19 protein-coding genes are annotated in these 19,430 nt (G+C 74.0%); 17 read left to right on the forward strand and 2 right to left on the reverse strand.

What is annotated here, in order from left to right; genetic code table 11:
- The 3 genes from E1291_RS27205 to E1291_RS27215 form a co-directional block, all read left to right on the forward strand.
- The coding region (locus E1291_RS27205; RefSeq protein WP_131740932.1) for a beta-ketoacyl reductase at positions 1-1,128 on the forward strand (1,128 nt) is incomplete at its 5' end.
- On the forward strand, positions 1,121-1,588 hold the full coding sequence (locus E1291_RS27210; protein ID WP_131740933.1) for a cobalamin B12-binding domain-containing protein: 468 nt from the start codon (positions 1,121-1,123) through the stop codon (positions 1,586-1,588). The genes E1291_RS27205 and E1291_RS27210, both read left to right, overlap by 8 nt.
- Positions 1,585-2,880: a methylaspartate mutase gene (locus E1291_RS27215; RefSeq protein ID WP_242614400.1), complete on the forward strand. Its 1,296-nt coding sequence runs from the start codon at positions 1,585-1,587 to the stop codon at positions 2,878-2,880. The genes E1291_RS27210 and E1291_RS27215 overlap by 4 nt, the downstream gene beginning before the upstream one ends.
- A gap of 196 nt (positions 2,881-3,076) precedes the next feature.
- Here the strand turns inward: E1291_RS27215 and E1291_RS27220 are convergent, their stop codons facing one another.
- Positions 3,077-4,294: an NAD(P)/FAD-dependent oxidoreductase gene (locus E1291_RS27220; RefSeq protein WP_131740934.1), complete on the reverse strand. Its 1,218-nt coding sequence runs from the start codon at positions 4,292-4,294 to the stop codon at positions 3,077-3,079.
- A gap of 403 nt (positions 4,295-4,697) precedes the next feature.
- Between E1291_RS27220 and E1291_RS27225 the strand changes: the two genes are divergently transcribed.
- The 11 genes from E1291_RS27225 to E1291_RS27280 all read left to right on the forward strand — a co-directional run bounded on the left by E1291_RS27225 (position 4,698) and on the right by E1291_RS27280 (position 17,201).
- Positions 4,698-4,931 carry a three-helix bundle dimerization domain-containing protein gene (locus E1291_RS27225; protein WP_131740935.1) on the forward strand — a complete coding sequence of 78 codons (234 nt, stop codon included), beginning with the start codon at positions 4,698-4,700 and terminating at the stop codon, positions 4,929-4,931.
- Positions 4,932-5,225: 294 nt separating this feature from the next.
- Complete coding sequence (locus E1291_RS27230) at positions 5,226-5,639, forward strand: hypothetical protein (RefSeq protein WP_131740936.1); 414 nt, start codon at positions 5,226-5,228, stop codon at positions 5,637-5,639.
- Positions 5,636-6,559, forward strand: a complete 924-nt coding sequence (locus E1291_RS27235) for a hypothetical protein (protein ID WP_131740937.1) — start codon at positions 5,636-5,638, stop codon at positions 6,557-6,559. The genes E1291_RS27230 and E1291_RS27235 overlap by 4 nt, the downstream gene beginning before the upstream one ends.
- A gap of 5 nt (positions 6,560-6,564) precedes the next feature.
- Positions 6,565-7,002: a YbaB/EbfC family nucleoid-associated protein gene (locus tag E1291_RS27240; protein ID WP_131740938.1), complete on the forward strand. Its 438-nt coding sequence runs from the start codon at positions 6,565-6,567 to the stop codon at positions 7,000-7,002.
- 380 nt (positions 7,003-7,382) lie between these two features.
- Positions 7,383-7,472, forward strand: coding sequence for a K(+)-transporting ATPase subunit F (gene kdpF, locus E1291_RS27250; protein WP_131740939.1), 90 nt, complete (start codon positions 7,383-7,385; stop codon positions 7,470-7,472).
- Positions 7,472-9,139, forward strand: coding sequence for a potassium-transporting ATPase subunit KdpA (gene kdpA, locus E1291_RS27255; protein WP_131740940.1), 1,668 nt, complete (start codon positions 7,472-7,474; stop codon positions 9,137-9,139). The genes kdpF and kdpA overlap by 1 nt, the downstream gene beginning before the upstream one ends.
- On the forward strand, positions 9,139-11,313 hold the full coding sequence (gene kdpB / locus E1291_RS27260) for a potassium-transporting ATPase subunit KdpB (protein ID WP_131740941.1): 2,175 nt from the start codon (positions 9,139-9,141) through the stop codon (positions 11,311-11,313). The genes kdpA and kdpB overlap by 1 nt, the downstream gene beginning before the upstream one ends.
- 1 nt (position 11,314) lies before the next feature.
- The gene (locus E1291_RS27265) at positions 11,315-12,232 is read left to right on the forward strand and encodes a potassium-transporting ATPase subunit C (RefSeq protein WP_131740942.1); all 918 of its coding nucleotides are present in this window, start codon (positions 11,315-11,317) and stop codon (positions 12,230-12,232) included.
- Between the two features lie 68 nt (positions 12,233-12,300).
- The gene (locus tag E1291_RS27270; RefSeq protein ID WP_131740943.1) at positions 12,301-15,069 is read left to right on the forward strand and encodes an ATP-binding protein; all 2,769 of its coding nucleotides are present in this window, start codon (positions 12,301-12,303) and stop codon (positions 15,067-15,069) included.
- Positions 15,066-15,743, forward strand: a complete 678-nt coding sequence (locus E1291_RS27275) for a response regulator (protein ID WP_131740944.1) — start codon at positions 15,066-15,068, stop codon at positions 15,741-15,743. Before E1291_RS27270 ends, E1291_RS27275 begins: the two co-directional genes overlap by 4 nt.
- Before the next feature lie 168 nt (positions 15,744-15,911).
- Positions 15,912-17,201, forward strand: a complete 1,290-nt coding sequence (locus E1291_RS27280) for an APC family permease (protein ID WP_131740945.1) — start codon at positions 15,912-15,914, stop codon at positions 17,199-17,201.
- Here the strand turns inward: E1291_RS27280 and E1291_RS27285 are convergent.
- Complete coding sequence (locus tag E1291_RS27285; protein ID WP_131740946.1) at positions 17,189-17,482, reverse strand: hypothetical protein; 294 nt, start codon at positions 17,480-17,482, stop codon at positions 17,189-17,191. The genes E1291_RS27280 and E1291_RS27285 overlap by 13 nt on opposite strands.
- Positions 17,483-17,734: 252 nt before the next feature.
- Between E1291_RS27285 and E1291_RS27290 the strand changes: the two genes are divergently transcribed.
- The 3 genes from E1291_RS27290 to E1291_RS27300 form a co-directional block, all read left to right on the forward strand.
- Complete coding sequence (locus E1291_RS27290) at positions 17,735-18,232, forward strand: VOC family protein (RefSeq protein WP_131740947.1); 498 nt, start codon at positions 17,735-17,737, stop codon at positions 18,230-18,232.
- Positions 18,232-19,131, forward strand: coding sequence for a pyridoxamine 5'-phosphate oxidase family protein (locus tag E1291_RS27295; protein ID WP_131740948.1), 900 nt, complete (start codon positions 18,232-18,234; stop codon positions 19,129-19,131). The genes E1291_RS27290 and E1291_RS27295 overlap by 1 nt, the downstream gene beginning before the upstream one ends.
- Before the next feature lie 6 nt (positions 19,132-19,137).
- Positions 19,138-19,430, forward strand: a 293-nt coding sequence (locus tag E1291_RS27300; protein WP_207400964.1) for an ABATE domain-containing protein, incomplete at its 3' end; no start/stop codon positions are given.

The raw sequence follows: 19,430 nt of genomic DNA on the forward strand, positions 1-19,430 counted from the left end.
CTGGTCCGGGCACCGGCGGGCGGAGCGCCGGCCGGGTCCTGGACGCCCGGCGGGACGGTGCTCATCACCGGCGGCACGGGCGCCGTCGGGCTGGAGATCGCGCGTGCCCTGGCCCGGGACGGAGCCGTGCACCTGGTCCTGGCCGGGCGGCGGGGCGCGGACGTGCCGGGGCTGGCGGAGGCCACCGCCGGGCTCGCCGCGCTCGGCGCGAAGGTGACCGTGGCGGCGTGCGACGTGTCGTCGCGGGAGGAGGTGGCCGCGCTGATCGAGTCGGTGGAGCGGGCGGGGCCGCCGATCAGCGCCGTGGTGCACGGCGCGGGCCTGCTGCAGAACAGGGACCTGGTGGACCTCGGCGCCGCCGACGTCGTGGACGTCGCGCTCGGCAAGGTCGCCGGGGCCGTCCATCTGGCGGACCTGCTCGCGGACCGTCCCCTGGAGGCGTTCGTGCTGGCGTCCTCCACGGCGGGCGTCTGGGGCAGCGTCGGGCAGGCCGTCTACGCGGCGGCCAACGCCTTCCTGGACGCGTTCGCGGCCGAGCTGCGCGGACGCGGCGTGCCCGCGACGTCGGTGGCGTGGGGGCCGTGGGCGGGGGAGGGCATGGCGGCGGGCGACGAGGCGCGGGAGCACCTGCGGCGGCGCGGGCTGCCCCCGATGGAGCCGGGCCGGGCCGTGGCGGAGCTCAGGCGGGCGCTCGACCTGGGCGAGACCGCCGTGACCGTCGTCGACGTCGACTGGGACCGGTTCGCGCCCGCCTTCACCGCCCACAGCCCGAGCGGCCTGATCGGGGACCTGCCGGACACGCGGCGCGCCCTCGCCCGCCGTGGCGGGCCCGGCGGGGCCGAGCCGGACGCAGCCGGACGGCTCGCCGCGCTCCCCGGCGCGGAACGCCGCCGGTTCGTCCTCGGGCTGGTCTTGGCGGAGCTGGCCGCGGTGCTCGGACGGGACGACCCCGACGCGATCGGCCCCACCGCGGATATGCGGGAGCTGGGACTGGAGTCGATGACGGTGCTGGAACTGCGGAACCGCCTGGAGCGGGCGACCGGGCTGCCGCTGCCCGCCACGCTCGTCCACGACTCCGGCACGCCCGAGGCGCTCGCCGGGGCCGTCCTGGACGCGCGCGATGACTGACCTGACGGTGCGCGACGGGACGGTGGAGCGCGGCCGCCCGACGGTGCTCCTGTCGAGCGTGTCGTCGGACGCCCACACCTGGAACCTGGTGTTCCTACAGCTCCTGCTGGAGGACATGGGCCACGACGTCGTCAACCTCGGGCCGTGCGTGCCCGACGATTTGCTGGTCGCCGCCTGCCGCCGGCACCGCCCGGACGTGGTCGTGATCAGTACCGTGAACGGGCACGGGCACATCGACGGGCCGCGGGTCGTCCGCCGGCTGCGCGCGGAGGCGGTGCCGCCGGAGGTGCCGGTATTGATCGGCGGCAAGCTCACCGTCGGCCGCGGCGGCGCCGGGCGCGTCGCGGCGCTGCTGGCGGCGGGCTTCGACGGGGTGTACGAGGACGACGACGGCGTGGCGGAGTTCTGCGGCTACCTGGAGGGCCTGCGGCGGCCCGCGCTGGAGGGCGGGCCGGGGTGACCGCGCTCGACGACCTCGCCCGCCTCGCGCGGCACCGCGGCGAACCGGTCGTCCAGCCGCGGATGGGCTTCGCGCGGCCCGCGCGGATGCGGGCGGGCCTGGCGCGCACCCGCGCGGCGCGGGCGCTGACGGCCGGGACCATCACCGTCGACAGCTACACCCGGGTCGGCGACCTCGCCGGAGTGCGGGAGGCGCTCGCCGCCGGCGCCGAGCTCAACGGGTTCCCGCTGGTGGCGCACGGCCCCGGCGTCACCCGCGCGGTGGTCGCCGGAATCGGGGAGGCGGGCTTTCCCGTGCAGGTCAGGCACGGCTCGGCGATGCCGCTGCCGATCGTCGCGACCCTGCTGGCCGCCGGCTTGGACGCCACCGAGGGCGGCCCGGTGTCGTACTGCCTGCCCTACGGCCGCACCCCGCTGCGGGAGTCGGTGGCGCAGTGGGCGCGGTGCTGCGAACTGCTCGCCGCCCACGGCGGCCACCTGGAGAGCTTCGGCGGCTGCCTGCTCGGCCAGCTCTGCCCGCCGGGCCTGCTGGTCGCCGTGTCCGTGCTGGAGGGGATCTTCTTCCGGCGGCACGGGCTCCGCGCGATCTCGCTGAGCTACGCCCAGCAGGCCGACACCGCGCAGGACATCGAGGCGATCGCCGCGCTGCGCGCCCTGGCCGCCGAGATGCTCCCCGACGTCGACCCGCACATCGTCCTCTACACCCACATGGGCGCCTATCCGCGCAGCCGGGACGGCGCGCGGGAGCTGCTGCGCGAGAGCGCGCGGCTGGCGGTGTGGGCGGGCGCGGAGCGGCTCATCGTGAAGACCACGGCGGAGGCCGCCCGCATCCCGACGGTGGAGGAGAACGTGGCGGCGCTGGAGACGGCGGCGGTGACCGCCCGGCGCCACCGGGGGCGTCCCGTGCCCGTCCCGCCGCAGGACACCGGCGTGCTGGCCGAGGCGCGGGCGCTCGTCGAGGCGGTCCTCGACCTCGATGGTGACCTCGGCCGGGCCTTCGTGCGGGCGTTCGAGCGCGGCGTCCTCGACGTGCCGTACTGCCTGCACCCCGACAACCGGAACCGGGCGCGCGCCGCCGTCGACGCGGGCGGCCGGCTGCGCTGGGTGTCGGTGGGCGCCATGCCGATTCGCGGCATCACCCCCACCGCACCCGCCTCCGCCGTGGACGCGCGATCGTTCCTGCGGATGCTGTCATTCGTCCGGGACGCCTACGACCGCCCCCCCCCCACCCCGGACACCCCCGCCCACATACGAACCCACCCAAGTGCCCGCGACAACGACCCAGACAAATAGGCCCGAACGGCCCGCAACCCCGACCGGAGGCAGGACTGTGGGCCCATCTCAACAAAACCTCAGCCGTCACGCGAGCGCGCGCCCTGACCGGCGGGGCGACGCCGGAGGCGAGCCCCGCCGGGAAGATCGCGAAGCGATTCGCGCTCGCACGAGCACGGTCACGGGCGAGCCGCCAGGCGAGCCCGTGGGCCGGGCGTTAAGAATTCGGCGCAGCCGGGACCCCCTCCATGACGGGCTCGATCCCGTAGGTGCCGGAGATCAGCATCACGAAGTCCTGCCGGGCGGCGAGCGCCTCGTCCGGGTCGACGAGCTTCTTGGCCGCCTCGAAGTACTCGATGACCTCGCGGCTCGGGTCGTAGAAGAACCGCACGAAGGACAGCACGACGTCCAGGAAGTCGCGGTAGGAGGTCTCGTAGCGGGCGCGGAGCCCCTCCTCCTCGCCGGGCCGCTCCAGGATCGCGTTGACCGTCCGCGCGGCGGTCGAGGCGCCCTTCATCGCGAGCATCACCCCGGTCGAGAACAGCGGGTCGATGAACGCGGCGGCGTCCCCGGTGAGCAGGAAGCCCGGCCCGCCGAACCGCTCGTTGGTGTACGACCAGTCCTTGGCGGTGCGGGGCTGCGCCGCCTCCACCGCCCCCTCCAGCAGGCCGCGCGTCACCACCGACTCCCCGATCCGGCGCCGCAGCACCTCCTCGGGCGCCAGGCCCGTCGCCTTGTACTCCTCGGCGGGGGCGACGAACCCCACGCTGCACGTCCCGTCGGTGAACGGGATCAGCCAGAGCCAGCCGGGGTGGAGGGTCTCCACCACGATGTCGCCCGACCGGCGTCCCGGTAGCCGCGTACCGCCCTGGAAGTAGGTCCAGGTCGCCAGGTTCTTCAGGTCGTCGTGCCAGCCGACGGTCCCGAACTCGCGCGCCAGGAGCTTCGCCTGGCCCGAGGCGTCGATCACGAACCTGGCCCTGGCCTCGGTCGCCCCGTCCCGGCCGTACCGGACGCCGACGCAGCGGCCGTCCTCGAACAGGAAATCGCGGACCGGCGCCTCTTCGAGGACCGTCGCGCCGAGGCGGCGGCTGTTCGACAGCAGCAGGCTGTCGAACTCCGCGCGCTTCACCTCGAACGCGTAGGGGTGGGGACAGACTTCGTCGAAGTCCACCGACCAGGGTTCGGGGTCCGCGCCCCACAGGAACGAGATGCCGTACTTGCGGGTCGCGCCGGTCGCCTCGACGGCCTCCTTCACGCCGAGATCCTCCAGGATCGGCATGCATCCCGGGACGAGCGACTCGCCGATGTGATAGCGGGGGAACTTCTCCTTTTCCAGGACCAGGACCCGCCACCCCCATTTGGCGAGCAGCCCGGAGGCGGTGGCTCCCGCGGGGCCGCCCCCGACCACGATGACATCGAATTCCTGGGCCATGGCCCGTCCTCCTGAGTGTCGTGTCCGCCGCCACCGGAATAGCTTCATCGGCCGCTTCCGGCCGTTCTGGCGCGGCGTCCCCCTGTCCGGATTTCGTCCTCATCATCGGTGCTCCCCGCGGAATGGCGATACCCTTATTCCGACCCCTATTCTCGGGGGTTCCGGCGGCGTGCCCGGAGTGCGCCGGACGGTGCCCGGTGGCCCGTCGCGCGAGGGCCGCCTGGCCGCCTCCGGCGAACCACGCGCCACCCCTGTTCGGGCCGCTCGCGCGCCCGTGCCGACCCCCCGTGGATCACCCGGAACCCACCCCGGGGCGTCCGGGGGAATCGCCTCTTGCTTATGGGCCCGGCCGGGGGCACTCTCGATATTGAAGTATCGAGCGCCCTGCTGCCGAAGGAGGCACATGGTGACAGCGCAAGGGGACCCGGTCGTACGCGAACGCCAGGCATTGCTGGAACTGACCGACCGGCTCAGCCGGACGTTCGCCGACAGTTACACCGAAGACCAGGTGACACGGACCGTGGCCGCCGCCCACCAGAATTTCGACGACAAGCCGATCCGGGATTTCGTGCCCATCCTGGTCGAGCGCCTCGCGAGGGAACGGCTGCGGGCTTCGGACGACCGGCCCTCCCCGTGAGTCCCGGGGCCGCGCGTCCCCGCTCCCGCGCCTAGCTGGAACGGTCCGCGACGGGAATCCGGCCCGGCCCCCCTCCGGCCGGGCCGCCCCGCGCCGCTCGCGCCCGCCCCCCTCGCCCCGTCCCGAACGAGGCGGACCCGCCGCTCGAACGCGCCCGGCCTCCGATCCGAACCCTTCGCCGGTGAGTCCGGGCGGGACTCCGCCTCCATCGTGGCGTCAAGAAGGCGTTAAGCGCGGTTGCCCGCCCGCTCTTGGTGATCTTGAATGGCGGTCCCCGGACCTCTGGAGGACGCCGTGAACCCCATCGACAGGATCCTGAACGCGCCATCGCCGGCCCCCGTGCGGCCGCTGCCGCCGGACGGGGACGCGCGATGGCGGGGATGGCCGCCGACGCCACCGCCCGCGACCCCCGACGAGGTGCGGATCGAGCGCGAGCGCCTGCGGCGGATCCAGGCGGAGCTGCCCGCGGCGGCGGGGCCCCTGGAGAAGGCCGTCCGGGAAGTGGCGGGCTTGCAGATCGCGGAGACGTCCTTCACGTCGTTCACCTATTCGCTGGCCGTCGCCTACAACGAGGTCGAGGCGTACACCGTGCGGGAACTCGGTCACCGGGCGGAGGAGGCCGTCGTCATCGGCGACGGGGTGCGGTACTCGGCCGACACGTGGGACGCGGCCGAGAACGCCAGTACCGTCAGGGTGGTCCGGCCGTGATCGCGCTCGGGCGGGGCGCCTGGCTGGCTCGGGAGAACCTGCGGGTCGGCGCGGTCGCGGCGCTCTCGCTGTCGGCCCTGGGCGTCCCGGCGGCATGGCCCTTCGTCCCCGCGTTCCACGTCCACCAGTACGACCCGCAGGCCCTCTGGGACGCCGGTGCGGCGTGGGTCCGGGCGGGGGCGGAGGTGCGGACGGCGCGCGAGCGCGTCGAGCGGGTCGTCGGCGGGATCGAGGAGGACGGCTGGCGCAGCGCGGACGGCCGCGCCTTCCGCCGCCGGATGGACCGCCACCTCGCCGGCCTGCTGTCGGCCGAGCTGCGCGCGGCGTTCGTCGCCGCCGTGCTGTTCACGGCGGCCGCGCTGACCATGGCCGTGATCGTCTTCATGGCCTCGCTCGCCGCGGTGCTGGCCGCGCTGGCGGTCTGGGTGCTGGCCGCCACCGTCGTCCCGGTCGGCGCGGCGATGGCGCGGCTGTCGGCGACGATGACGCTGGCGAACCTGAACGCCGCGCTCAGGTCGATGGAGGGGGCGCTCAACGCCGTCCTGCACACGTGCGCCGGACTGCTCGGCACGCTCGTCGCGGGAGACGTGCTGGTGGACGCGGCGAAGGGCGACTTCGGCGGGCTGCGGGACTTCGTCTACGCCACGGTCGCGCAGGGGCCGATGCTCGTGTGGGGCACGGCGAACCGCGTGGAACGCGATGTGACCGCGTTCGGGCTCGGCGGCAGGGCGCCCGCGGGCGGACTCTACGGCCGGGCCGCCGGGAGCCGGGCGGGTGAGGCCCTGCCGCCCGGCTGGGCGCAGGCCGCGGGCGCCAAGGGGTTCCACGAGACGTGGAACACCGGCGGCGCCCAGGCCCTGACCGGCGATCGCGCACCGGAGCAGGCCCCGGACGGCTCCTACCGCTACCCCTGGGAGTGACGGGAATGGACGACCTGACGAACCTCCTGGGGTTCGACCCCGGGATACTGGCCGCGGACGCCGACGCGTTCTTCGCCCTGCTCGGGGACGCGCACGCCGCCGGCGCCGGCGTCACCGCCCGAGCCGAGTCGCCGGACGGGCGGGTGGCCGTGGAGTACTCCGGTACCAGCGGGGTGAGCGCGCTGCACATCGACCCTCGCGCCATGCGGGCGGGCGCCGAGGACCTGGCGGGCACCATCCTGGAGCTCATCGGCCGGGCGCGGCGCGAGGCCGAGGCCCGGGGCCGGGAGCGCGTCACCGAGGTGCTCGGCGACGGCAACGCCCTCCTGACCGACCGTGGCGCCCTCGGCGACCGGTTGCGCGAGGTCACCGGCGCCGTCCACGAGAACCTGGCCGCCGCGGCCGAGACCATGGAAAGGCTCCGGGGCATGCTGCGCACCTGACCCCGCCCGTACTGACCCACCGTGCTGACCCGCCGTACTGACCCGGCACGGCGCGAGGGCCCGTCACCGAACCCGGTGACGGGCCCTCGCGCGTTCCGCCCGCCGGGCCTTTCGCCGCCGCCCGGAACCCCCTTCCGGCCTGGGGGGACCCGTGCCCGTTAGGGGCGCGTTAAGCCTGCCGGGAGGGCCGCTAAGGACGCGTTAAGGGCGGCTATTTTGCCGCAATTTCTGGCTTAACTCGAAAACGCCCCAAATAAGGGACCCACGAGGTCCCGGACGTCTCGACAGAGGAAAGCAACCATGAGTGACGTGGCGTTCGTCCTGCTGACAGTGGCGGTGTTCGTCCTGCTCGGCGTGCTGGTGAAGGGCGTGGAGCGGCTGTGACCGCCGAGAACGCCGTCGGCCTCGCCCTGGCCGCGCTGCTGATCGTGTTCCTGATCGCCGCCCTCTTGTATCCGGAGCGCTTCTGATGAGCACGACCCTCGCGGGGATCCTCTTCATCGGGTCCCTGGTGCTCGCCCTCGCGGTCGTCTACCGGCCGCTGGGCGACTACATGTACCGCGTCTACGACGGTGACCGGCACTGGCGCGTGGAACGCGCCGTCTACCGCGTGATCGGCGTCAGGCCCGAGAGCGAGCAGACCTGGGGCGTCTACGCCCGCGGCGTGCTGGCGTTCTCGGCGGTGAGCATCCTGTTCCTGTACGGCCTCCAGCGTCTCCAGGACCACCTGCTGCTCAGCCTCGGGTTCGCCCCGGTCAAACCGGACCAGGCGTGGAACACCGCGGTCAGCTTCGTGACCAACACCAACTGGCAGTCGTACTCGGGCGAGTCGACGATGGGCCACCTGGTGCAGATGGCGGGGCTCGCGGTGCAGAACTTCGTGTCCGCGGCCGTCGGCATGTGCGTGGCCGTCGCGCTGATCCGCGGGTTCGCCCGCAGGCGGACCGACCACCTCGGCAATTTCTGGGTCGACCTCGTGCGCGGCACGCTCCGGATCCTGCTGCCCATCGCCTTCGTCGGCGCGATCGCGCTCATCGCCGGCGGTCTCGTGCAGAACTTCGGCGACGCGAACCACCACGTCATCACCACGATCACCGGCGCGCAGCAGCGGATCACGGGCGGGCCGGTCGCGAGCCAGGAGGTCATCAAGGAGCTCGGGACGAACGGCGGCGGCTTCTACAACGCCAACTCGTCCCACCCCTTCGAGAACGGCGCGCCGTGGACGAACTGGCTGGAGATCTTCCTGATCCTGGTCATCCCGTTCGCGCTGTGCCGCACCTTCGGCCGCATGGTCGGGCAGAACCGGCAGGGCTACGCGATCCTCGCGGTGATGGCGACCATCGCCCTGATCAGCGTCTCGCTCGTCAACGTCTTCCAGCTGATGCACCACGGCACCGTCCCCACCGCGGCCGGCGCCGCGTCGGAGGGGGTGGAGACGCGGTTCGGCGTGGCGAACTCGGCGACGTTCGCCGGGGCGACCACGCTGACCTCGACCGGCGCCGTGGACTCCTTCCACGACTCCTACACCGGCCTCGGCGGCATGATGACGCTGTTCAACATGATGCTCGGCGAGGTCGCCCCCGGCGGGACCGGCTCGGGCCTGTACGGGATGCTCGTCCTCGCGGTGATCACGGTGTTCGTGGCGGGCCTCATGGTCGGCCGGACGCCCGAGTACCTGGGCAAGAAGATCGGTGCACGCGAGATCAAGTGCGCGGCGCTGTACTTCCTGATCACGCCGATCCTGGTGCTGACCGGCACCGCCGTCGCGATGGCGACCGGCGCGGGACGCGCCGGGCCGCTCAACTCCGGCGCGCACGGCCTGTCGGAGGTCCTCTACGCCTTCACGTCCGCGTCCAACAACAACGGCTCGGCGTTCGCGGGCATCACCGTCAACACCGTCTTCTACGACACCGCGCTCGGCCTGTGCATGGCCCTCGGCCGGTTCCTGCCGATGATCTTCGTCCTGGCGCTGGCCGGGTCGCTCGCCCGGCAGGGCGGCACGCCCGAGTCCGAGGGCACCCTGCCCACCCACCGGCCGCAGTTCGTCGGCATGGTGACCGGCGTGACGGTCGTCCTCGTCGCGCTCACGTTCCTCCCCGCGCTCGCGCTGGGACCGCTGGCCGAAGGAATCCACTGATGACCGCACAGACCATGGAACCGGCGCCGGCCCCGGCGCCGCCGCCCGCGCCGCGCGGCGGCGGGAAGGTCTCCGGCGGGCTCCTCGACCCCCGGCTGCTGCTCACCTCGCTGCCCGACGCCGCCCGCAAGCTCGACCCGCGCACCCTGTGGCGCAACCCCGTCATGCTGATCGTGGAGGTCGGCGCGGTCTGGACGACCGTCCTGGCCGCCCTCGACCCGAGCGTGTTCGCCTGGCTGATCGTCGTGTGGCTTTGGCTGACCGTCCTGTTCGCGAACCTCGCGGAGGCGGTGGCCGAGGGGCGCGGCAAGGCGCAGGCGGACGCGCTGCGCAGGGCCAAGACCGACGCGGTCGCGCGCCGCGTGGCCGGGTGGGCACCGGGCCGGACCGGTCTCGACGAGGAACGGGTCCCCGCGCCCGAACTGCGGCGGGGCGACCACGTGGTCGTCGAGGCCGGCGAGATCATCCCCGGTGACGGCGACGTCGTCGAGGGCATCGCCAGCGTGGACGAGTCCGCGATCACCGGCGAGTCCGCGCCGGTGATCCGCGAGTCCGGCGGTGACCGGTCCGCGGTGACCGGCGGGACCAAGGTGCTCTCCGACCGGATCGTCGTGCAGATCACGCAGCGTCCCGGCGAGTCGTTCATCGACCGGATGATCGCGCTCGTCGAGGGGGCGAACCGGCAGAAGACGCCCAACGAGATCGCGCTCAACATCCTGCTCGCCGCGCTCACCGTCATCTTCCTGCTCGCGGTCGCGACCCTCCAGCCGCTGGCGATCTACTCCAAGGAGGGCAATCCGGGCGTGCCCGACTCGCTCGCCCTGGACGGCCACGGCGTCACCGGCGTGGTGCTGGTGTCGCTGCTGGTCTGCCTGATCCCGACGACGATCGGGGCGCTGCTGTCGGCGATCGGCATCGCGGGGATGGACCGGCTCGTCCAGCGCAACGTGCTGGCGATGAGCGGGCGCGCCGTCGAGGCCGCCGGCGACGTCGGCACCCTGCTGCTGGACAAGACCGGCACGATCACGCTCGGGAACCGGCAGGCCGCGGCGTTCCTGCCGGTGGCCGGGGTGAGCGAGGCCGAGCTCGCCGACGCGGCGCAGCTGTCGAGCCTGGCCGACGAGACCCCCGAGGGCCGCTCGGTGGTCGTGTTCGCCAAGGAGCGGCACGGCCTGCGCGAGCGCACCTCGGGCGAGCTGACCCACGCCACCTGGGTGCCGTTCTCCGCGCAGACCAGGATGAGCGGCGTCGACCTCGACGGCGCCGGCGGGGTACCGGACCGCGTCCTGCGCAAGGGCGCCGCCGCCGCGGTCGCCGACTGGGTCCGCGGCCGTGGTGGGGACGTGCCCACCGAGCTCGGTGAGATCGTCGACGGCGTCTCCGCCTCCGGCGGCACGCCGCTGGTCGTCGGGCAGGTCGTGGACGGCGCCGCCCGCGTCCTCGGCGTCATCCACCTCAAGGACGTCGTCAAGGAGGGCATGCGCGAGCGGTTCGACGAGATGCGCCGGATGGGCATCCGCACCGTGATGATCACCGGCGACAACCCGCTGACCGCCAAGGCGATCGCGGACGAGGCGGGCGTGGACGACTTCCTCGCCGAGGCCAAGCCCGAGGACAAGCTCGCGCTGATCAGGCGGGAGCAGGACGGCGGGCGGCTGGTCGCGATGACCGGGGACGGCACCAACGACGCGCCCGCCCTGGCCCAGGCCGACGTCGGCGTCGCGATGAACACCGGCACGTCGGCCGCCAAGGAGGCCGGCAACATGGTCGATCTGGACTCCGACCCGACCAAGCTCATCGAGATCGTCGAGATCGGCAAGCAGCTGCTCATCACCCGCGGCGCGTTGACCACCTTCTCCATCGCCAACGACATCGCCAAGTACTTCGCGATCATCCCCGCGCTGTTCGTGACGCTGTTCCCCGGCCTGGACGCCCTCAACGTCATGCGGCTGCACAGCCCGCAGTCGGCGATCCTGTCCGCCGTCGTGTTCAACGCGCTGGTGATCGTCGCGCTGATCCCGCTGGCGCTGCGCGGGGTGAAGTACCGGCCGAGCAGCGCCTCCAAACTGCTGTCCCGCAACCTCTATGTCTACGGGCTGGGCGGGATCGTCGCCCCGTTCATCGGCATCAAGCTCATCGACCTCATCATCCAGTTCCTTCCGGGGATGTCCTGACATGCGTGCACCCATCTGGATCCGGCAGCACTTCGCCGCGGCCCGCGCGCTGCTGCTGTTCACCGTGCTGCTCGGCGTCGTCTACCCGCTCGCGGTGTTCGCCGTCGCGCAACTGCCCGGTCTGCAGCACAAGGCGGACGGTTCCTACGTCAAGGCCGGGGGCCGGACCGTCGGCAGCGCCCTCATCGGCCAGTCCTTCACGAACAAGAACGGCGACCCGCTCAAGCAGTACTTCCAGAGCCGCCCGTCCAACGCCGGGGACGGCTACGACCCGACGGCCACCTCCGCGAGCAACCTCGGTCCGGAGGACGTCGTCGACACCCTGCCCGACCCGAGGCTCCTCGCGGCGGGCAAGGAGGACGAGAACGCCAGGCCGAGCCTGCTCACCCAGGTCTGCGCGCGGAGCAAGGCGGTGGGCAAGCTCGACGGGGTCAGCGGCGCGCGTCCGTTCTGCACCCCGGGCGGCGCCGGGGCGGTCCTGGCGGTGTTCGGGCACCGGACGGCCGGCGGCGGCGTCCCGCACCCGACCCGCGTGGTCAGCGTGAACGAGCAGCAGGGCGTGGTGAAGGCCCCCTTCGTGGGCGCCTACCACGGCGTCAAGGTGGAGCTCGCCAAGTTCGGCGAGGACTACGCCGCGGGACTGGTCGTTCCCGTGAAGGGCGACGCGCCCGCCGAACCCGCCGTGCCCGCCGACGCCGTCACCGCCTCCGGCAGCGGCCTCGACCCGCACATCTCCCCGGCCTACGCCGCGATCCAGGTCCGGCGCGTCGCCCAGGCGCGCGGCGTCGGGCCCGCGCAGGTGGAGCGGCTCGTGAACAAGGCCAAGGACGGACGGGTCCTGGGCTTCATGGGCGAGCCCCGCGTCAACGTCCTCAAGCTGAACATCGCCCTGGACCGCGAGTACCCGGTCCGGAGCTGACCGCCACCGCCGGGTGCGGCGGGCCCCGTGCCCGCCGCACCCGGCCGGAGCAGAACAGGAGGGGTGCGATGGGCCGCGGCCGGTTGCGCATCTACCTGGGCGCCGCGCCCGGGGTCGGCAAGACCTACGCCATGCTCGGCGAGGGGACGCGGCGCCGGGAGCGCGGCACCGACGTGGTCGTGGGCCTCGTGGAGACCCACGGCCGCCCCCACACCGCCGAGCTGCTCGCCGGCCTGGAGATCGTCCCGCGCAGGACCGTCCCCTACCGGGGGACGTCCTTCACCGAGCTGGACACCGACGCGATCATCGCCCGACGCCCGCGGGTCGTCCTCGTCGACGAGCTGGCGCACACCAACGTCCCGGGCTCGCGCAACACCAAGCGCTGGCAGGACGTCGAGGAGATCCTCGACGCCGGGATCGACGTCGTGTCGACCGTGAACGTCCAGCACCTCGACTCGGTCAACGACGTCGTGGAGCGGATCACCGGCGTGCCGCAGCGCGAGACGGTGCCCGACGAGGTCGTCCGCCGCGCCGACCAGGTCGAGCTGGTCGACATGGCGCCCGAGGCGCTGCGCCGCCGGATGGCGCACGGCAACGTCTACGCGCCGGAGAAGATCGACGCCGCGCTCGGGAACTACTTCCGCGTCGGCAACCTCACCGCGCTGCGCGAGCTGGCGCTGCTGTGGCTGGCCGACAAGGTCGACGACCAGCTCGACCGCTACCGCGCCGACCACGACATCCGCGGCACCTGGGAGGCCCGCGAACGCGTCGTCGTCGCCCTCACCGGCGGCTCCGAGGGCGACACCCTGATCCGGCGGGCCGCGCGGATCGCCGACCGCACCAAGGGCACCGACCTGCTGGCCGTGCACGTCACCCGCAGCGACGGCCTCACCGACGCCGACCCCGCCAGCCTGACCCGCCAGCGCGCCCTAGTGGAGAGCCTGGGCGGCAGCTACCACCAGGTCATCGGCTCCAGCGTGCCGGACGCGCTGCTGGACTTCGCGCGCGGCGTCAACGCCACCCAGCTCGTCCTCGGCGCCTCCCGGCGGGGCCGCTTCGCGCAGCTGTTCTCGCGCGGCGTCGGCGTCACCACCACGGCCCAGTCCGGCGCCATCGACGTGCACCTGGTCACCCACGAGGAGACCAACCAGGGCCGCCGCTGGAAGGCGCTGCGCTCGGCGTGGGGGGTCCCCGCCCGGCGCCGCCACGCCGGGTTCCTGATCGCCGCGCTCGGCCTGCCGCTGCTCACCGTCCTGCTGTACCACCTGCGCGGGGAGCTGTCGCTCACCAGCGACATCCTGCTGTTCCAGGCCGCCGTCGTCGGCGTCGCCCTGGTCGGCGGGCTCTACCCGGCGCTGTTCGCGGCGATCGCTGGCACCCTGCTCCTCAACTACTACTTCACCCCGCCCATCGGGACGTTCACCGTGCAGCGCCCGGAGGCGCTCCTGCAGCTCGGCGTGTACGTCGTGGTCGGCATCACGGTCAGCACCATCGTCGACGTCACCGCCCGGCGGGGCCGCGAGGCCGCCCGCGCCCGCGCGGACGCCGAGGTGCTGTCCACCCTCGCCGGGGACATCCTGCGCGGCGAGCACGGCGCGGACCTGGTCCCCGGCGACGGCCGCGACGCGCTGTCGGGGATCCTGGAGCGGCTCCGCGAGACCTACGCGCTGACGACCGTGACGCTCCTCGAACGCGACCCCGCCGAGCCCGCGACGCCCGGCACGCTCCACGACCCCGGCTCATGGGTCATCGTCGCGACCACGGGCGGCGCGCCCTGCACCAGTCCCGACGCCGGCGAGTCCGACGTCCTCGTCGACGACGAGGCGCTCGCGCTCGTGCTGCGCGGCCGCCCCCTGCCCGCGTCCGACCGGCGGGTGCTGGAGGCCTTCGCCGCCCAGGCGGCGGTGGCGCTGCGGCACCAGCGGCTCGCCGCCGCCGCCCGCCAAGTCCGCCCGCTCGCCGCCGCCGACCGGATGCGCACGGCGCTGCTCAACGCCGTCAGCCACGACCTGCGCACCCCGCTCGCCTCCGCCAAGGCCGCGGTGGAGAGCCTGCGCACCCCCGACGTGACCTGGAGCGTCCAGGACCAGGACGAGCTGGTCGCCACCGCCGCCGAATCCCTGGACCGGCTCGACCACCTGGTCGCCAACCTCCTCGACATGAGCCGCCTCCAGGCGGGCTCGCTCGGCATCGCCGCGGGCCCGGTCGCCGCCGAGGACATCGTGCCCCGGGCCGCCGGGGACACCGGCCGCGCCGCCGTGGAGATCCGCGTCCCCGACGGCCTGCCGGAGATGGTCGCCGACCCCGCGCTGCTGGAACGCGTCCTCGCCAACCTCATCGCCAACGCCGTCCGCTTCAACCCTCCGGGGGCTCCCGTGCTCGTCACCGCCAGCGCCCACGCCGACCGCCTCGAACTGCGCGTCATCGACCGAGGTCCGGGCATCCCGCCCGCCGACCGCGACCGGGTCTTCGAGCCGTTCCAGCGCCTCGGCGACCGCGACAACCACACCGGCGTCGGCCTCGGCCTCGCGCTCGCCCGCGGGCTCGCCGAGGCGATGGGCGGCACCATCACGCCCGAGGAGACGCCCGGCGGCGGTCTCACGATGGTCCTCACCATGCCCGCCCTCACCATGCCCGCCCGGCGGTACCGGGACGAGCGGGCGGCCCCCGCCCCGGCGGAGCCCGCCGCGCCGCCCGGCCCGGCCGGGCACGACGACGCCCTCGCCCACCCGCTGATCATCGACCGGGTCGCCGCGTGGCGGGACAGGGCCGGCCGGGAGCGGCCGGACAGCGCGGAGCCCGGCCGCGCCGGGCGGGGGCGGGGTGACTCCGCGTGACCCGCGTGCTCGTGGTGGACGACTCGCCGCAGATCCTCGCGACCCTCCGGCTCAACCTGCGCGCCCGCGACTACGACGTGCGGGTCGCCCCGGACGGCGGCCGGGCCCTCGCCGGGGTCGCCGAATGGCACCCCGACCTGGTCATCCTCGACCTCGGCCTGCCCGACCTGGACGGCATCGAGGTGATCCGGGGCCTGCGCGGCTGGACCGGGATCCCCATCATCGTGCTGTCCGGCCGGGCCGGCGCCAAGGACAAGGTGGACGCCCTGGACGCGGGCGCCGACGACTACGTCACCAAGCCGTTCGGCGTCGACGAGCTGCTGGCCCGCATCCGCGCGATCACCCGCCGGGCGCCCGCCGGGGAGGCCGCGCCGTCCGTCCGGCTCGGCGACCACACCGTCGACCTGTCGCGCAGGACCGTCACCGCCGAGGACGGGCGGGTGACCCACCTGACCCCCACCGAATGGGGGCTGATCGAGATCCTGCTGCGCAACCCGGGCAAGCTCATCACGCAGCGCCGCCTGCTCGCCGGCGTGTGGGGCCCCGCCCACGTCAGGGAGAGCCACTACCTGCGGGTCTACCTGGCCTCGCTCCGCCGGAAACTGGAAAGCGACCCGTCCCGTCCCCGCCACCTGATCACCGAGCCGGGCATGGGCTACCGCTTCGAACCCTGACCACCCCGCGCCCCGGTCACCCACCGACTCCCGCCGTTCACTCCGCTGCCATAACCTCCCTGCGAAACGGCGCCGGGCGGGCGCACGTCCGGACGCCGGGTGCGTCGCGGCGGCGGCCCCGTCCGTCCGGCGGCGATGGGCATCGGGCGTGACGTGGGAGCGTGGTTCATGGGCGGGGCATCGGCGGCGGGGGCTCCGGAGGCGCTGCGGCGGCGGCTCGGGCTGCCGGACGCCGTGCTGATCGGGCTCGGCGCGATGCTCGGCGCGGGGATCTTCGCCGCGCCCGCGCCGGCGGCGCGCGCCGCCGGGTCGGCCCTCCCGATCGCGCTGGCCCTGGCCGCGGTGGTCGCCTACTGCAACGCGACGTCCTCGGCGCGCCTCGCCGCCCGCTATCCCGAGTCGGGCGGGACCTACGTCTACGGCCGCGAGAGGCTGGGGCCGTTCTGGGGCTACCTGGCGGGCTGGGGGTTCGTCGCCGGCAAGACGGCGTCTTGCGCGGCGATGGCGCTGACGGCCGGTCTGTACGTCTGGCCCGCCCACCCGCACGCCGTCGCGGTGGCCGCGGTGGTGGCGCTGACCGCGGTGAACTACGCGGGCGTGCGCAAGTCCGCCCTGCTGACCCGGGCGATCGTCGTGCTGGTCGTGGCGGTGCTGGCGGCCGTGGTGATCGCGGTCGCCGTGTCCGGGGAGGCGCGCGCCGGGCGCCTGGACCCCGGCCCGGACGCCACGGCGGGCGGCGTCCTGCGGGCGGCGGGGCTGCTGTTCTTCGCCTTCGCCGGATACGCGCGCATCGCCACGCTGGGGGAGGAGGTCCGCGATCCCGCGCGGACGATCCCCCGGGCGGTCCCCCTCGCGCTGGGGATCGCGCTGGCCGTGTACGCCGCGGTGACCGTCGCCGTCCTGGCCGTCCTCGGCGGCGTCGGGCTGGGCGCAGCGGACGCACCGCTGGCCGAGGCGGTGCGGGCCGCGGACGCGTCCGGCCTCGTCCCGGTGGTCCGCGCGGGCGCCGCGGTCGCCGCGCTCGGCGCGCTGCTGGCCCTCATCCTCGGCGTCTCCCGCACCACGCTCGCGATGGCCCGCGACCGGCATCTGCCGCACGCGCTCGCGGCCGTCCACCCCCGGTTCGGCGTGCCGCACCGCGCGGAGATCGTCGTCGGTGCCGCCGTGGGGCTGCTGGCGGCCACGGCGGACGTGCGGGCGGCGATCGGCTTCTCCTCCTTCGGCGTGCTGGTGTACTACGCCATCGCCAACGCCGCCGCGTGGACGCTCACCGCGGACGAGGGCCGCCCGCGCCGGGCCGTCCCCGCGTTCGGGCTGGCCGGATGCCTGGTCCTCATGTTCGCGCTGCCGGTTCCGTCGGTACTGTCCGGCGCGGCGGTGCTGGCGTGCGGCGCCGTCGTCTACGCGGTGCGCCGTCCGGGACGTCGCCGGGACGGGGCGCCCGGTCAGGGGATGTAGAAGCTCTTGGCGTAGTAGAAGCGCCGGCCCGCGCCCGCGGGGACGGTGCCCTCTATCTGGCCGGTGCATCCCGGGCTGAGGTAGCCGGTCACGGTGGCGTCGGTGTGGTTAAGGACGTACACCGGCACGTTCTCGGGCGCGAAGCAGCCGGAGGGGTTCGTGAAGAGGGTGTACCCGATCAACAGGTCACCGGTGGCCGCCTCGGCGGTGCCGGCGGGGGCCAGTGTCGCGGCGGCGAGGGCCGGGACGAGGGCGCTGACGAGGGCTGAAGCGCGTCGCATGGTCGGTTCTCCTTCGAAGGGGTCCTGAGGCCGGGACGGAGGCGGGCGCGCGTACCCTGCCCGCCGGTGCGCCCTGGACATCGCCATCGGCGCGCGGCGCGTTATGACCGGACGGCCTTCCGGCCACCGGACCGCCCCGGCCGGAGGAGCCGGAATCCCATCTAATGGATGCGATGACTTGATACCGTTAATCGATCATGACATTCTCTAATGGCAAATAGCATCTAAGGCATTAGCTGTTGAGGGAGAGTCATGAGCGCACCCGCCGTCCCGTCCACCGGCCCGCGCACCGGGCACGTCGGGCTGAACGTCACCGACCTCGGCCGGTCCACCGCCTTCTACCGGCGGGTCTTCGGCTTCGACCTGCTCGGCGAGTCCACCGAGGACGGTCGCCGCTTCGCCTTCCTCGGGCGTGACGGCACGCTGCAGGTCACGCTGTGGCAGCAGAGCGACGGCCGGTTCGCCGCGGGGGTTCCCGGTCTGCACCACCTGGCCTTCGAAGTGCCCTCCATCGAGGACGTGCGCGCGGCCGAGTCGACGCTGCGTGAGCTGGACGCGACGTTCGCCTACGACGGGGTCGTCCCGCACCGGGAGGGCGCCCGGTCCGGCGGCGTGTTCTTCGAGGACCCCGACGGCATCCGGCTGGAGATCTACGCCCCGTCCGGCGCGGACACCGCGCCCGCACCCAGGCCGTCCGCGCCGACCTGCGGATTCTTCGAGGACGGCGTGGAGAACGGAGAGGAGGGGTGATGATCCATCAGGGAGAGGCCGCGGTCCAGCGGCGCACCGGCGTTGACCGGGGACCATGGGGGTCGGCGGGCACCCGCCCGGAGATCCCGCCGGTGGCGGCGGATTTCCTGTGGGAGCAGCGGCTCCTGGTGCTCGGCGCCGCGGACGCGGACGGATCGGTCTGGGCCGACGCGGTGACCGGCCCGCCCGGTTTCGCCGAGGCGTTCGGCGAGCGCACGGTGGTGGTGGCCGCGACGCCCGCCCTGCCGGAGTTCCCCGGCGAAGGGGACATCGGCATCCTGGCCCTTGAGCCGCAGACCCGCAGGCGCATCCGGGTCAACGGCACCATGCGCCGGGACGGCGAGCGCCTCGTCGTCCACACCGAGCAGGTGTACGGCAACTGCCCCAAGCACATCCAGACGCGTGAGGTGGCGGAAGAGCCGGTCACCGCGCCCGTGCCGGGCACACCGCGCTCGGCCGCGTCCCTGTCGGACGCGCAGCGGGAGTGGATCTCCGGGGCCGACACCTTCTTCGTGGCCACCCGCGCGCCCGGACACGGCGCGGACGTCTCGCATCGCGGCGGGAACCCCGGCTTCGTCCATGTCACCGGGCCGACACGGCTGAGCTGGCCCGACTACAGCGGGAACGGCATGTACATGACGCTCGGCAACCTGGAGCTCGACCCCTCGGCCGGGCTGCTCTTCCTCGACTGGGAGCAGGGCCACACCCTGCACCTGACCGGGCAGGCCAGGGTGGACTGGGACCCGGAACGCGCGGCGGCGACCCCCGGCGCGCAGCGCTGGATCGACTTCGACGTCCGCGGCGTGGTCGAGATCCCGCGCGCGCTGGGACTGCGCTGGGAGTTCGGTGAGCTCCACCGCTTCAACCCGCCGGTCGGCCCGCCCAGAGTGGCACCATAGGGTCCCGTGAAGCCTGAAAGCGGGGGTGCGCCGCGGCTGGGGGAGCCGCTGGCCATCGAGTTCGCGAACACCCGTTACGCCGTGCGCGGCCGGGCCAAGGAGGGGCTGGCCCGGCCGGAGCACCTGGCCGCCTGGCTGGACGACAACGCGGACGCCTTCGAGCCCGGCGTCCCCGCACCCGCCCCGGGGGACCTGGGCCCGGCGGAGCTCGACCGGTTCGTCCGGCTCCGCGACGCCGTCCGCGACCTCGCCGCCGCGGCCGCGGCGGGCACGCCCGTCCCCGCCGGGGCGGTCGGCCT

It is taken from the genome of Actinomadura roseirufa, assembly GCF_900659635.1.
GTDB classification, from domain to species: domain Bacteria; phylum Actinomycetota; class Actinomycetes; order Streptosporangiales; family Streptosporangiaceae; genus Spirillospora; species Spirillospora roseirufa.